Genomic DNA, 14,854 nt, shown 5'->3' on the forward strand with positions numbered 1-14,854 from the left:
GATTACAGAATCTATTTGATGCGCGTCTAATAATCTATCGAGCGAACACAGTTATTGGGGGAATACAAAATGGGGATACAGTACAAAGTTCCGGATTACAAGAAAATCAGAGTCATAATCGACACGGATGCGGCCTGCGAGGCTGATGATCCATTTGCAATTGTGCATGGGCTGCTCAGTCCTAAGCTTATTGTTAAAGCCATAGCGGCAGAGCATTTTAAGGTAAAAGACTCAGAACAAAGAAGCTACAAAGAGATAGAGACAATCCTTGATGCTATGGATTTATCAGTTCCGGTGCTTCACGGTCAAAAGGGACCATTAAGTGAGGATAAGGAAGTTTCAGAAGCTTCAAAATTCATAATTGATGAAGCCCTAAAGGATGAGCCTAATCCCTTATTTGTTCTGTGTCAGGGGGCAATAACCAATGTGGCTAAGGCACTTCAAACATGTCCTGAGATAAAGGACAAAATGACGATAGTCTGGATAGGAACTCATGGTGAGGCTCCATGCAAAGCGCCATTTACAGAGTTTAATTCAGTGAATGACATAGAGGCCGCCAACTACGTGCTCCAGAGCGGAGCCAATATCTGGCTCATACCTTCACATGTATACATTACAGTAAATATAGGTCTTGCAGAGATTGAGCGCCGTATAAAGCCATGCGGAAAAATAGGAAATCACCTCTACACTCAGATGACTGAATACAATATGTCCGAGGCAGCAGGCTGGACCCAGGGAGAGAGCTGGTCTCTTGGCGATTCTCCAGCTATTGCAGTGACTATTAATCCCGGATGCGGCCACTATCACACTGCCAAGGCACCTCTGGTGCTGGATGACACTTCATCTGCAGTAAAAGATGATAATCCGGACATCAGAATATACACAGATGTGGATTCAAGGTACATAATTGAGGACCTTATCGCTAAGCTGGAGTTGTTCTCAGGAAGCCAGATCTCTTTTGCCATAATACCAAAAAGCAAAGGCTATGCAGCAGACTAAGGCAGCACCAGCCACTAGAATTCCGGATAGCGGAAACTGGGCATTGGTAAATATCTCCGAAGCATTTGCATAGGAAAAGGGCCCGATGAACAAATACTTCTTTAAATCAGGAATAACCCGGCCCATTACGTCATAGGCGTAGAACAAAAGAGCCATTCCAAGTCCAAGTCCCATCCTGTTTTTGCCGGTGAGAGATGAGAGCGCAAGGCATATTCCTGCGACTTCCAGATTCATAAGAAACTGTCTTGCCATAAATGTGAAAAAGAGATCCAGAGGCATTTCTTCTCCTAAAATACTAAAGCCCAGCAAATAAAACAAAGTGCATACAATGGTAAAAAGCACCAGCATAATAGCAACGCACAGCGATTTGGCAGTAAGAATCCGATTCCTTGAAAGAGGAAGAGAAAAAAGAAATTCGCCTGTGTGGGCATCTTCCTCTTTTGAAATGATATTGATCGCGATGATCGCTGCAAACATACAGCTTCCAAGGCCGTGAACTGCGCCTATTTCAGTGGCAAAGTATCCTTTCAAAGTTGCGATGCTCAAAGTGCTCATTCCAAAGGCCTCTGAAAAGGCTCCCATATTAGAAAAGGCATCAGCCATATCCTTCATTTCACCTTCCATGGACTTATATAATAATATGCAGACGAGCCCGAGAGCACCAACGGACAGGCTCCATATCAGAAGATTTTTAAGATTAAGTAATAGCTCTCTTTTTAAGACCGATCTCATTTTTATCCCTCCTCTTCTTCATAGAAACTAAGGAACGTTTCATCATCTATATGTGGAGTGCCCAGCATTGTGAGCCTTCCTTCCCGCATGATCGCGGCATTTTTGCAGTATTTGTCGACTTCCGACAGCACATGGGTAGACAAAAGACAAGTGGCTCCCTGGGCGACATATTCATTTATAAGTTCAAAGAATTTCTTTTGCATAAGAGGATCAAGGCCGCCGGTGGGCTCATCAAAGATAAAAAGGCGAGGTCTATGCTGCATGGCGCAGACTATGCTGACTTTCTTTCTGTTACCAAGGGAGAGTTGTTTGATCTTTTTATGGGTGTCGACTTTCAATCTTTCACAGAGTTTGGCAGCTTCTTTACTGCAATCAAGTCCGCGGACATCAGCAGCGTATTTTATGACATCGGATACCTTCATGGAATCATAGAACCATGCTTCTGAGGGCATATATCCAATATTCTTTAAAATCTTTTCATGATCTTTTACGCTGTCCATCCCAAGTATTTTTATATTGCCTGAGTTTATCTTCAAAAAGCCCAGCATGGAGCGGATAGTAGTAGACTTTCCTGCGCCATTAGGTCCAAGAAAACCGAAGATATCACCTTCTTTTACGTTAAAAGAAACATCAATAACGCCTCTGCTTTTGCCATAGCTTTTGGTTAAATGACTTATCTCGATCACGTTTTCTTTCATAATGCACCTCCTCTTGTTCTTGTAATTCATTCATAGCAAAAATAAAAAACGGGAACAATAACTGTTCCCGTAAGGTGCACTATTTTACCGCTAACATTCACTTAACTATCCTCTTTTTTGTGCTCAGTCTGAAAGAGCTTTAAATCTTCATTGAGCTTTTTATCATCGATGATCCGTTTGTATTTGTAGATCAAAAAAACGCAGAAGTAAACAAGAAGAATGTAAGCTGCAAATATTAAAGTGACAAGCAGATTTTTGTTAAACCAGTTAAAAAGCCAGGAAAGTAGGCAGTATACGCAAGTACACCCCACCATTCCCGCAATTTCTTTTATCTTAAGAGCATCTGCTTCATCAAAGTTCCACAATAGATATACCTGAATATAACCGATGATATAGCAGGCGAGGATCAGTTCTGTCATGTGCAGGATGCTGGCATCATAGACACCGTTTATCAACCTGTATACACAGTAATAGAACAGGAGAGCAAAGAAGTAAAGACATGCCTTAAACTCAATCCCTATTTCTTTTGTAAGGTACAACTCCCAAAGTGTTACTTTTTTCTTGTTCTTCATCTATCTCCCTCCTTTCAAAAGACGCCTGAAATCTGATGCATATCTTCTTGAAATGATTATGTGTTCACCACTTTCCATGGTCGCGTCAATCCTGTTTGAAGACAGGCTCTTTAAGGTTTTTACCTTGTTGACATTAATCACCATTGACTTGCTGCATCTGAAAAAGGCTTCATCGCTGATTTCCATGACAAATGAGTTGAGAGTTCCGTCTAAACGCACGACCTTGTTTCCGGTGTATGCGAAAAGCTTATCATCAACGGATTCCAGGTAGAGGATACTTGAAATGCTGATGCTTACAGTTTCTGTATCGGTCTTGCCCCAAAGCTTATTTTCAGACTTCTCCAGAATTCCAATTATTCTTTTTAAATCCTGAGAAAGCGCTTTATACCTGATGGTAACGCTTTCCTCTCCGGAATCGATTTTTTGAATATCTATTTTCATATGAGCGGATTTATTTTGACCATGAATCGTGTTGTTTTTTACTTCAATATTATTTTATCATAGTAGGAATGCAGCTTGAATCGCTAAATTTCTTAATTACTGGTCATTAGCTACAAAGTAATGGTAAAATCAGCTTATGATTTACGAAAACATTGTAGAAGCAAAATTCATATCAAGACCAAACAGATTCATTGCCATAGTGAGCGTAGATGGCGATGAAATCAAGGTGCATGTAAAGAACACCGGCAGATGCAAAGAACTATTGATCCCAGGATGCACGGTATATCTTGAAAAGGCTGGCAATCCGGAGAGAAAGACGCCGTATGATCTTGTTGCAGTTGAAAAAGACAAGAGTTGCCTTTGTTATTCAGGGAGAGGGAATTAGTGAAGTCAGACCAAATGAGGAGACTGACCCTGAATTTGCCAAAGTGTTTTATGAGGCGAAAAAAGCAGGAGTTGAGATTGTTTTTTATCTGTGTGAAGTGACACCTTATACACTAAAAATTGTATCAGAAAGAGGAGAAGCAGAATGAGAGCAGTTGTTACAAGGGTTCTCTCGGCGTCAGTGACAATAGATGGAGAGAAATATTCAGAAATTGGAAAAGGATTCATGGTCCTTTTGGGAGTCCATACGAATGATACAAAAGAAATTGCGGTAAAAATTGCAGATAAGATCTGCGGCCTCAGAGTATTTGAGGATGAGAATGGCAAGATGAATGTTAATCCAAAAGATGCAGGCGCTCAGATACTAATTGTCAGTCAGTTCACTCTTTATGCGGATTGCAAGTCAAGGCGTCCTGGCTTTACAGATGCCGCAAGACCTGAAATATCAAATCCGCTGTACGAGCTTGTAGTGGAAGAGTGCAGAAACAGAGGCTTTGAAGTTAAGACAGGCGTCTTTGGCGCTGATATGAAGGTTGAGTCAATAAATGACGGACCTGTGACAATACTTCTTGACAGCGACGAGCTATATTCAAAAGGGTGAATAATTAGAATTGATATTTGTTAATGCTAAGATTATGCTATAGTTATTTCTTGTCATTTTCTTGTATAATGAACTTCATATGCAATATGGAGGAAACTTAAAATGACAGAAAACAAAAATTCATTTTGGACATTTGCGCCGGTGGTTGTGCTGGTTGCCATATTTTGCTGTGTGTTGTGGGGAAGCGCATCACCTGCCATCAAGATTGCTTATGAATTATTTAAGATAGATGCAAGTGATACGCCATCAAGGCTTGTTCTTGCAGGTGCAAGGTTTATGCTTGCGGGAGTTATGACTATATTTTTTGGCTCAATACTGGCCAAAAAGCCTTTGAAACCGCAGAAAGATTCATGGAAATACATTGTGATACTCTCGCTTTTTCAGACCATCGGTCAGTACTATTTCTTTTTTATGTCACTGGCTAATACATCTGGAGTAAGAGGCTCTATCATAAATGCATCAGGAAACTTCCTGGCTCCGCTATTTGCTATTTTTCTATTTAAGCTTGAGAAGGTTTCAGCAAAAAAACTCATCGGCTGCGCAACAGGTTTTCTTGGAATTATTATGTTCTTTGGCGGCGCAGGAGCTTTGGTGAGCGGAGCACCGATGACTTTAAAAGGCGAGGGTGCGATGCTTGCAGCGGCTTTTTTTTATGCTATATCAGGCTGCAGTATCAAGATCTTTTCAAAGCATGAGAATCCTGTTATCCTCAGTGGTTATCAGTTCTTTTTAGGCGGTGCAGTTCTGTTTATCATTGGACTGGCCCTAGGAGGAAGCCTTAATTTCTACAGTACAGGCTGCTACCTTAACCTGATCTACATGGGCTTTATTTCCGCAGGAGCATACACACTTTGGGGAGTTCTTCTTAAATACAATCCGGTCAGCAAAGTTTCAGTCCTTGGATTTGTTAATCCTATAATGGGAGTTTTGCTGTCAGCTCTTTTTCTGGGAGAGGGACAGGAAGCACTGTCAGTGGCGAGCATTGTGGCACTTTTGCTTGTTTCAGCCGGGATTATTATAGTAAATTATGAGAGGTCAAAGAAATGGCAAGAAGAGAAGGCTTAACGACTCTTTGTTATCTTGAAAGAGATGATAAATACTTAATGCTTCACAGAGTATCAAAAAAGAATGATATCAGCAAAGACAAGTGGATCGGCGTTGGCGGGCACTTTGAAGATGATGAGAGCCCTGAAGAATGCGCAAAAAGAGAAATCTTTGAAGAAACCGGCTATGACATTCCGATTGAAGAGCTTGAATATCGCGCAGTTGTCACCTTCATTTCACAAAAAGGTGACTATGAGCTTATGTCATTATTTACTGCCAAAGCACCTGACGGTGAGCCCAAAGACTGCGATGAAGGAGTACTTACCTGGGTTGAAAAAGAAAAAGTGTATGACTTAAACCTCTGGGAAGGGGATAAGATATTTTTCAGGCAACTGGAAAAAAGTCATGATTTCTTTTCGCTGAAAATGGTATATGATAAAGAGGATAACCTTATTGAGGCAGTTCTCAATGGGAAAAAGATGTAATTTTTTGGAGGAAAACAAAATGGTAAAAGATAATAATTGTGGATATTGTGTTGGCGGAGAGCCACTTGCAAAATTTGGTATAAAGATCTGCGACCTTGAGGTCAGCCAGCTTATTCTTTTTAAAGAGCAGAGCCACCCGGGAAGATGCATCGTGGCTTACAAGGATCATGTCAGTGAGATAGTTGATATCTCAGATGCTGAAAGAGATGCATTTTTCAGAGATGTAAACAGAGCATCCAAGGCTATACATAAGGCCTTTAACCCTGATAAGGTAAACTATGGCGCATATGGCGATACAGGCTGCCATCTTCACATGCATCTTGTACCAAAGTACAAGGACGAATTTGAGTGGGGCGGAGTTTTTGAAATGAACCCTGGCAAGAAGTTCCTTACAGATGCAGAATATGACGAAATGATCAATAAGATAAAGGAAAATCTGGAGTAAAGCTGCATTAAAAGTAGGCAGCCGCTTCGGTTATTAAGGAAATACTTATGACTACCTACGAAACAAGTAATAGAGAAGAAGCAATAAAATATAAGTTTACTTTGCGTGAATGCCTTGTCGGAGACAGGGTATTTTATCGCAGGGCAGCTATGATAGTTGCCCCGATGATCATACAGAATACGCTGTCCAATGTCGTGGGACTTTTGGATAACGTAATGGTCGGACAGGTCGGAACACTTCCGATGTCAGCAGTAGCTATTGTCAATCAGCTGCTGTTTATTTTCTATTTGTGTATATGGGGATCCCTTGCCGGTGCCGGAATTTTCAGCACACAGTTCTTTGGAAAAGGAGATATGGATGGCGTCAGATATTCCATTAGATTTAAGCTGATGGATGCGGTCGTTATCTGCGCTATAGCAGTAACGTTCCTTTTTCTGGCAAAAGAAAATCTGATTTCCCTTTACATTGCTTCCGGAACTGCAGATGCAGACAGGGCTGCCACTTTGGCCTATGCTGCATCATACCTTGATATCATGCTTGTGGGACTTATCCCCTTTAGCCTTACACAGGTCTATGCAAGCGCCATGCGAGAATCAGGAAAGACCACTCTTCCAATGATCGCAGGTATGACAGCTATGCTTGTGAACTTCGTGTTCAACGCACTTCTTATTTTTGGCCTTTTTGGTCTTCCTAAAATGGGAGTTATGGGTGCGGCTACTGCAACTGTAATTTCAAGATTCACAGAGCTGTTGATAGTAATGGCAGGCGCACACAGGAAAAACTCCAAGTATCCATTCTTTAAGGGAGTTTTCAGAAGCCTTTATGTACCTTTTTATCTGGTAAAAACGATACTTGTAAAATCCCTTCCACTTCTTTGCAATGAGTTCTTATGGAGCCTTGCACAGGCAACACTGTTGCAGGCGTATTCCGTAAGGGGAATAGCTGTAATTGCTGCAATGAATATAAGTGGAACGGTATCTCAGATATTTAACGAGGTCTTTTTATCAATCGGTAATTCTACAGGAATCATAGTAGGTCAGGAGCTTGGCGCAGACAGGCTTGTATCTGCCCGCAGGACTGCCTGGAGAATGGCGTCACTTAGCGTGGCTTCCACCTTTGTAATGGGTTCGCTCCTTGCAATCGCAGCGCCTGTAATACCTCAGATCTACAATACTGAGCCGGAGATAAGACAGCTTGCCACCAGGTTTATCTGGGTTGTTGCAATCTGTATGCCTATCAACTCATATGCGAATGTGTCGTATTTTACTCTTCGTTCAGGTGGAAAGACAGCGGTTACATTTGTCTTTGACAGCTGTTTTGCATGGCTTATCAGTGTACCTGCAGCCTATATCCTTTCAAGGTTTACAAATCTTCCGGTACTTAGCATATTTATGATGGTGTCAGCTCTTGAACTACTGAAATGTACGATCGGATTTCTTTTAGTACGAAGCGGAGTATGGGTCCGCAATATAGTTAAACACGCTTGATCTATAGTGCACAATCTTTTGCGTTTACAGGTGGAAAACCTTGTAAAAGATTGTGCAATTTGTGTATATATCCTCTTTATTTTTATGGGCAAAAATTGTAGAATAATATAGTCTGTCTACAATTATAAAGAAAAGTAACGAAGCATTTATGGATCTGTTTGAATATATGAGAGAAAATAACTATGAGAAGGAATCGCCGCTTGCCGCCAGGATGCGCCCGAGGACCCTTGATGAAGTAGTGGGTCAGCAGCACATCATTGCCAAAGACAAGCTTCTTTATCGTGCGATTTTAGCGGATAAGTTAAGTTCTATCATTTTGTATGGCCCGCCTGGAACAGGAAAGACTACTCTTGCCAAGGTCATAGCAGGTACCACAAAGGCTGAGTTTACTCAGATAAATGCCACCATAGCCGGTAAAAAGGACATGGAGGAAGTCGTACAAAAGGCCAAGGACAATCTTGGAATGTATGGCAAAAAGACAATTCTTTTTATAGATGAGATTCATAGATTTAATAAGGGGCAACAGGATTATCTTTTACCATTTGTTGAGGATGGAACGGTAATACTTATTGGGGCTACAACTGAGAACCCTTATTTTGAAGTGAACGGAGCTCTTATATCAAGGTCTGTTATCTTTGAGCTTAAGCCGCTTGGACCAGATGATATAAAAGAGCTGCTGGGTAGAGCTGTTACTGACAAAGAGCGTGGGATGGGGTCCTACAAGGCGGTTTTGGAGCCTGATGCAGCTGATTTTTTAGCGGATCTTGCTGATGGAGATGCAAGGCATGCTCTGAATGCTCTTGAGCTTGGAATCCTTACAACTGAGAGAAGTGATGATGGACTTATTCATATCACTAAAGAGGTTGCTGAGGAGTGTATACAGAAAAAAGTTGCCAGATATGACAAGGATGGTGACAATCACTATGATACGATCTCTGCTTTTATCAAGAGCATGAGAGGTTCGGATCCTGATGCGGCAGTTTACTACCTTGCCCGAATGTTGAATGCAGGAGAGGATCCTAAGTTTATAGTAAGACGTATGATGGTCTGTGCCTCTGAGGACGTTGGTAATGCAGATCCGCAGGCACTTCAGGTGGCAGTTGCGGCATCGCTCGCTGTCGAGAGGCTTGGAATGCCGGAAGCGAGGATAACACTTGCCCAGGCTGCAAGCTACATAGCTACAGCGCCAAAGAGCAATTCAGCTATCGTTGCAATAGACAGTGCAATGAGTACAGTTACAGAAACAGGTAATCTTCCGATACCACCACATCTTCAGGATGCACATTATAAATCAGCATCCAAGCTGGGCCACGGTATTGGTTACAAATATGCCCACGATTATCCTGATCACTATGTTAAACAACAGTATTTGCCATATGAGCTTAATGGCAAGGAGTTCTACAGCCCTTCAGGAAACGGCTATGAGCTCAAGATAAAAGATCACATGAGAAAGCTCAAAAACAGAGAAGATAAAGATAACTAAGGGGTTACATGGATAAAAAGAAACGCAGGCTTCGCACAGGGAGAAGAGCCCGTCACAATAGAAAGTTAATAATTCTTACAGGAATAGGCGTAGTAGTTGCGGTTTTGTTCATTGTAGCAATGACAATGTGGCTTTTTATCAGTACTGGAAGAGTTACTGATGAAGGACAGGATGAAGCGCCTTATCAGGCTTCTATAGAACAGACATCCATCAGCGAGATCGTGTATGTTCAGGAAAGCGTTGTTGACACGATCGTAAACGGTGGAAAAAGAGTGTCAAAGGCCCTCTCTGAAAGACCTGAGACCGTAGAAGTTACAGCTGATGATGCTGCAGAATTTGGCAACCTTGAGTGTCAGATTGTCGGAACATCAAACGTTGAAGTAAACATTACTTCTGAGGGTATTCCTGCCAGTGATGATAAGTACTATTACCTTTTTGAGATGGCGACTTATGAGGATGGTATCGCTGCAGATGCAGAGCCTCTTTCCAAAATCTATAAAGGAGACGACGCTTCTTTTACCATAAAGCTTAACAAAGGCCTCTCAAACACAAGACTCTTTTCCAAATTTGCAGTTGCTGTAAAGATGGAAGATCAGTACGTTCAGGTGGCACATGCCAAGTACATTACAAATCCTGAGGAATGTGCAGGATACTATTATGACAGCATGGACCACGATTCTATAAAGGGTATTTTGCCATATCCCCTTCGACTTGATGAGCTTTCTGACCTTGGAGTTAATTATTGCGCCTATAATATTCCTCTTTCCCATATCCTTACTACATCAGGAGGGATTGCTTATTCATATGGCGGCGTGACATATCACTTCAATGCCCGCATCATCAATGACTATGATACATTGTTCAAAAAGCTCAATTCTATGGGCATAGATATAGCGGCCATCATCTTGAATGACGCCAGCACTTCAGCTTATCCTGAGATCACGCATCCAAGTGCGCGAAGTGGCTCAACGGCTCCATATTATATGTTCAATGCTGCCGATGAGAGCGGTGTAAAGGCACTTGCTGCTATTGGAAGCTTCCTTGCAGGCAGATACTCAGGTTCCGGCCATGGCAATGTCAGCATGTGGATCATCGCTAACGAGGTTAATGCCAGAAGAGAGTATAACTACATGTCTTACACAGATGTGAACACTTATACTACGGCATTTACAAGGGCTTTCAGAGTTTTTTACAACGCTATAAAGAGCCAGAATGCTGGAGCACTTGTATATATTCCATTGGATCAGAGATGGACCTATAATACTGAGAGCACAGGCGATTATGATGCCAAGGATGTTCTTGATATTTTTGCTTCTTCCATGAATGATTATGGCAATGTCGACTGGGGACTTGCAGCTCATCCGTACTCGTTCCCTAATGACAATACCGCATTTTGGAAGACTTCCAAATATGTTAATCATACTGAGTCAACACCTTGTATCACAATGGAGAATATTGAGGTTTTGACCAATTACATGCAAAAACCAGGTATGCTCAGTCCTGATGGGGATGTTAGATCTATTATCTTAAGTGAAATAGGCTATTCATCTACTCAGGGTGAGAACATTCAGGCGGCTGCTTTTGCCTATGCCTACACCAAGATGGTTCAAAATGGATATATAGATGCTCTTATGTTGTCAAGGCAGGTTGATGCCCCTGAAGAGATTGCGGCACTTGGACTTGCTCTTGGACTTGAAACTTCAAGTGGTTCACCAAAACATTTATACTTTGTTTTTAAATATATCGATGACCCGGATAAAAGAGATGAAGTATGCGCATTTGCTTACGATATAATAGGAAAGAAGTTTTAGGAGGAGCATTATTATGACAAACGCTGAGAAAGCACTTGAGATGCATGAAAAATGGCAGGGAAAACTTGAGATAGTTTCCAAAGCAAAGGTTAATTCAAAAGAAGATCTGGCTGTATGTTATACACCAGGTGTGGCAGAGCCTTGCAAGCTGATTGCTGAGGACAAGAGCCTTGCTTACAAATACACGATTAAGTCCAATACTATTGCTGTCGTATCTGATGGAAGTGCAGTTTTGGGACTTGGTAACATCGGACCTCATGCAGCAATGCCTGTTATGGAAGGCAAGGCAGTGCTTTTTAAAGAGTTTGGAGGAGTTAATGCAGTGCCTATCTGTCTTGATACTCAGGATACAGAAGAGATCATTAAGGCAGTTACATATCTTGCTCCTGGCTTTGGCGGAATAAATCTTGAAGATATTTCAGCACCAAGATGCTTTGAAATAGAGGAGAGATTAAAAGAAAAGCTGGATATACCTGTTTTTCACGATGATCAGCATGGAACAGCAATTGTTGTTCTTGCAGGTATTATAAATGCTCTGAAAGTAGTAGGTAAAAAGAAAGAAGATTGCAAAGTAGTAGTAAACGGCGCAGGAAGCGCAGGAATTGCCATAACAAAACTTTTACTTACCTATGGATTTAAAAATGTTACAATGTGTGATAAGTCAGGAATTCTTTCCAAGGCATCTGAAGATCTTAACTGGATGCAGGAAAAGATGATGGATGTTACCAATCCTGAGCAGAAGACCGGAACACTTGCTGATGCTTTAAAGGGAGCTGATATATTCGTTGGTGTATCTGCACCTGGAATTGTTACCAAAGAAATGGCACAGGAAATGAATGATGGAGCTATAATGTTTGCTATGGCAAATCCTGTTCCTGAGATCATGCCTGACCTTGCCAGAGAAGCAGGAGTAAGGGTAATAGGTACAGGAAGAAGCGACTTCCCTAATCAGGTAAACAATGTGCTTGTTTTCCCTGGAATCTTTAAGGGAGCTCTTGAGGGCGGTGCCAAGCGCATCACTGATGAGATGAAGCTTGCAGCTGCAAAGGCTTTGGCAGGTCTTGTTCCTGATAGCGAACTTAACGAAGAAAATATACTTCCTCCTGCATTTGACCCGAGATGTGCGGAAGTTGTTTCAAAAGCAGTAAAAGAACTTATTTAATTTGGAGGTATGAGCGTGAGCTCAAGGTATCTTACTTTATACAAGATGATTGTTCTGTACATGCTAAAGAGGTGCGAAGTGCCTCTTAGCAAGTCACAGATTTATGATTTTATACTGGAAAAAGAATATACGACATTCTTAACTTTGCAGGAAGTTTTTGCAGAGATGGCTTCCTCTGATCTTATCAAAGAAAAAACTGTTGCCAACAGAACTTATCTTGAAATAACACAGGAGGGAGAAGAGGCCCTTAAGTTTTTTGGAAACAGGATCAATCCTTCTATCAAATCTCAGATCGATGATTACTTAAAAGCCAACAGTATGAAGCTTAGAAGTGAAGGCTCAATAATCGGAGATTACCAGAAAACAGGTGAAAATGAGTATACAGCCCGTGTTATTGCAAGAGAGAGCGGACATACTCTTATAGATATTCAGATTCCCGTTCCAACAGAGGAAATGGCTCAGGCAATCTGCAGAAACTGGCTTGAAAAAAATCAGGAAGTATATCAGTTTTTGATCGATAATTTAATGTTTGATGAGTGATTGACTTAAGGGTTATCACTTGCTATAATATCATTCGTGGCTAAATTGCCCAAGCTGTTGTAGCACAGTCGGTAGTGCGTCGCATTGGTAGTGCGGAGGTCACGGGTTCGATTCCCGTCAGCAGCTGTATATGTTAAATCCCATCGGAATTTATCCGATGGGATTTTTTTCTAGAATTCATCTGAATATGGCTTTAAACATCGTTTTTGACGTCGCCCTGACCTCGCCTGTCATAGCCTGTCTTTTCGTAGAAGGCTTTTTTGTCCTCATACATGTTGTTGTCAGCAATCTTAGCGAGTTCCTCTATATTACAGTGAGGATTCTCTCTGACTGTGGCATAGCCAATAGCAATACTGATTCCCTTTACATATTTTCCGTGCCAGTGTTCGAGCTGCGTCCTTAAGTAGCTGATTCTTTTTTCGAGCTCATTTCTATTCGCAATTATCAAAATGGCGAACTCATCGCCACCAAGCCTTGAAATGGTGCTGGTAGATGATGAGGAAAATGCAAGTTTGAGGCAGGTTGCTGTTCCCTTTAAAAGTTCATCCCCTGCGTCATGACCTAAGGTGTCGTTGTAGTATTTAAGCCTGTTAACGTCTATGGCTATATAAGTAAGATCATTTGGAAGACGGTTCTTTTCATAGTCATCAGCAAGAGCGTAAAAATGCCTTCTGTTACCAATGCCTGTAAGCTGATCTGTATAGGCATCTATTTTGGCCTGTGCAAATTCTTTTTCTTCTTTTACGTTAAGACCTATCCTTCTGTAAATGAGGCCAACCTGCACCATAATGTAGAGCATAAGAGCTATTATTATGAAAAAGATGTAATTATAGCCTACGTTGTCGATGTATTTAATAAGTGAGTATCCGGCCAGAATTATAAATATTCCATTAGCTACAGCTATTCCTGTTCTGCTTGAAAGCTTCTTTTCTTCTTTTATACTGGAATATGAGTAGTAGCCGACCATGACCATAACAACTATGTCAAGTACATGCGCTACGTAGACCAGCCATCCCCACTCGAAGATGTCGAATGACGCTAAAGTGCAGGCAATCAGGATAACAATAGCAATAGCGCCATCAATTATATGATCGATCAGCTCTACACGTAGGAAGATGCATCTTGCGATTTCAAAGAACAAAAGAGGCATCAGCAAAAATGAGACTATAGTTAGGATCGAAAAGCCTGTCATATAGCCAACTGCAATGAAAGGGATCCTTGTCTCATTTATGATCCATTGCCCTGCAACTACGGAAAAAGCTCCTGCATAGAAAAGGGCTTCAAATGAAAGCTTTCTGATAAGGTTAGCTCTTTTAAGGATAAATACAGTTGATACCAGCATCTCAAAAATACCGGTAACTGTGAAAAGGATGAACAGAACAACTGATGGAACGTTGTTCCTTAACTGGGCAATAACGTATGCAGATCTGGTGGTTACAAAAGCTTCAGTGAGTTCTGCACCATAAAGGGATTCTTGAGGAGTAATCTTTACTTCGACTTTTTTTCCGGTGTATTCATATTCAAGCGGAATCCAGATCTCTTTTTTGCCAACATCAGTACTATGACCAAATAATACATTGTTTCTCGACTCTAAAACCTCCGTTCCATCGATGAAAACGGAAAAAGATTTATAGTAGCACCGGATTACAAGGAGCTGATCGCCATATACTGTGGGAAGGGTATTGTTGATCGTAAAGGTTTCGTCGCTGCTAAATGGAAAAGTAATGTATTTACCATCAATTTTCCAATAGTCATTAAGAGATACAGAGTTTTCTCTATAATAATTATTTGATTCGTTTGAATAGCAAAAACCAAGTCCTATAAACAATAGGATTATGAGTATGTAGGCAAAAGCAATTATACGTCTCCTAAAGCGCGTATCCATAGGCAATAACCTCCATAAATCTACTGATTATAATTATAACATGTGCTATATAACGTTAATTCTAATAATTTGATTAATAAAGCGA

Annotated in this window: 17 protein-coding genes and 1 tRNA gene; 13 read left to right on the forward strand and 5 right to left on the reverse strand. The window is 41.2% G+C overall.

Annotated features, from left to right (window positions below):
- The first annotated feature begins 69 nt into the window (after positions 1-69).
- Entirely contained in the window at positions 70-999 is a 930-nt protein-coding gene (locus G585_RS17895) for a nucleoside hydrolase (RefSeq protein ID WP_022774961.1), read from the forward strand.
- Here the strand turns inward: G585_RS17895 and G585_RS0110830 are convergent.
- From G585_RS0110830 to G585_RS0110845, 4 genes are all read right to left on the reverse strand, one after another.
- The gene (locus G585_RS0110830; RefSeq protein ID WP_022774963.1) at positions 940-1,731 is read right to left on the reverse strand and encodes an ABC transporter permease subunit; all 792 of its coding nucleotides are present in this window, start codon (positions 1,729-1,731) and stop codon (positions 940-942) included. The genes G585_RS17895 and G585_RS0110830 overlap by 60 nt on opposite strands.
- 2 nt (positions 1,732-1,733) lie before the next feature.
- Positions 1,734-2,429: an ABC transporter ATP-binding protein gene (locus G585_RS0110835; protein ID WP_022774964.1), complete on the reverse strand. Its 696-nt coding sequence runs from the start codon at positions 2,427-2,429 to the stop codon at positions 1,734-1,736.
- A gap of 101 nt (positions 2,430-2,530) precedes the next feature.
- The gene (locus G585_RS0110840; RefSeq protein ID WP_022774966.1) at positions 2,531-3,001 is read right to left on the reverse strand and encodes a hypothetical protein; all 471 of its coding nucleotides are present in this window, start codon (positions 2,999-3,001) and stop codon (positions 2,531-2,533) included.
- Entirely contained in the window at positions 3,002-3,442 is a 441-nt protein-coding gene (locus G585_RS0110845) for a LytTR family DNA-binding domain-containing protein (RefSeq protein ID WP_022774967.1), read from the reverse strand. It abuts the gene before it with no gap.
- A 136-nt stretch (positions 3,443-3,578) separates the two neighbouring features.
- On the opposite strand from G585_RS0110845, the gene G585_RS20060 reads away from it, so the two are divergent.
- From G585_RS20060 to G585_RS0110900, 12 genes are all read left to right on the forward strand, one after another.
- Complete coding sequence (locus tag G585_RS20060; RefSeq protein ID WP_081644817.1) at positions 3,579-3,827, forward strand: hypothetical protein; 249 nt, start codon at positions 3,579-3,581, stop codon at positions 3,825-3,827.
- A complete protein-coding gene (locus G585_RS20115; RefSeq protein WP_022774968.1) occupies positions 3,766-3,975 on the forward strand; it encodes a DNA/RNA nuclease SfsA in 210 nt (69 codons plus the stop codon). Before G585_RS20060 ends, G585_RS20115 begins: the two co-directional genes overlap by 62 nt.
- On the forward strand, positions 3,972-4,427 hold the full coding sequence (gene dtd, locus G585_RS0110855; protein ID WP_022774970.1) for a D-aminoacyl-tRNA deacylase: 456 nt from the start codon (positions 3,972-3,974) through the stop codon (positions 4,425-4,427). Before G585_RS20115 ends, dtd begins: the two co-directional genes overlap by 4 nt.
- 102 nt (positions 4,428-4,529) lie before the next feature.
- On the forward strand, positions 4,530-5,492 hold the full coding sequence (locus G585_RS0110860; RefSeq protein WP_022774971.1) for a DMT family transporter: 963 nt from the start codon (positions 4,530-4,532) through the stop codon (positions 5,490-5,492).
- Positions 5,471-5,956 (forward strand): NUDIX hydrolase, encoded by a 486-nt coding sequence (locus G585_RS0110865; protein ID WP_022774973.1) that lies wholly within the window; start codon positions 5,471-5,473, stop codon positions 5,954-5,956. Before G585_RS0110860 ends, G585_RS0110865 begins: the two co-directional genes overlap by 22 nt.
- A 19-nt stretch (positions 5,957-5,975) precedes the next feature.
- Positions 5,976-6,401: an HIT family protein gene (locus G585_RS0110870; protein ID WP_034482051.1), complete on the forward strand. Its 426-nt coding sequence runs from the start codon at positions 5,976-5,978 to the stop codon at positions 6,399-6,401.
- A gap of 47 nt (positions 6,402-6,448) precedes the next feature.
- Positions 6,449-7,888 carry an MATE family efflux transporter gene (locus G585_RS0110875; protein WP_022774975.1) on the forward strand — a complete coding sequence of 480 codons (1,440 nt, stop codon included), beginning with the start codon at positions 6,449-6,451 and terminating at the stop codon, positions 7,886-7,888.
- Between the two features lie 148 nt (positions 7,889-8,036).
- Positions 8,037-9,371 carry a replication-associated recombination protein A gene (locus G585_RS0110880; RefSeq protein WP_022774977.1) on the forward strand — a complete coding sequence of 445 codons (1,335 nt, stop codon included), beginning with the start codon at positions 8,037-8,039 and terminating at the stop codon, positions 9,369-9,371.
- Positions 9,372-9,379: 8 nt separating this feature from the next.
- On the forward strand, positions 9,380-11,182 hold the full coding sequence (locus tag G585_RS17900; RefSeq protein ID WP_022774978.1) for a DUF5722 domain-containing protein: 1,803 nt from the start codon (positions 9,380-9,382) through the stop codon (positions 11,180-11,182).
- A 13-nt stretch (positions 11,183-11,195) separates the two neighbouring features.
- A complete protein-coding gene (locus G585_RS0110890; RefSeq protein ID WP_022774980.1) occupies positions 11,196-12,344 on the forward strand; it encodes an NAD(P)-dependent malic enzyme in 1,149 nt (382 codons plus the stop codon).
- Between the two features lie 15 nt (positions 12,345-12,359).
- On the forward strand, positions 12,360-12,884 hold the full coding sequence (locus G585_RS0110895; protein WP_022774981.1) for a DUF4364 family protein: 525 nt from the start codon (positions 12,360-12,362) through the stop codon (positions 12,882-12,884).
- A gap of 53 nt (positions 12,885-12,937) precedes the next feature.
- A tRNA-Thr gene (locus G585_RS0110900) sits at positions 12,938-13,010 on the forward strand.
- Between the two features lie 67 nt (positions 13,011-13,077).
- Here G585_RS0110900 and G585_RS0110905 read toward each other — a convergent pair.
- Positions 13,078-14,769 carry a sensor domain-containing diguanylate cyclase gene (locus G585_RS0110905; RefSeq protein ID WP_022774983.1) on the reverse strand — a complete coding sequence of 564 codons (1,692 nt, stop codon included), beginning with the start codon at positions 14,767-14,769 and terminating at the stop codon, positions 13,078-13,080.
- Between the last annotated feature and the right edge of the window lie 85 nt (positions 14,770-14,854).

The organism is Butyrivibrio sp. AE2015 (genome assembly GCF_000420825.1).
Taxonomy (GTDB): domain Bacteria; phylum Bacillota; class Clostridia; order Lachnospirales; family Lachnospiraceae; genus Butyrivibrio.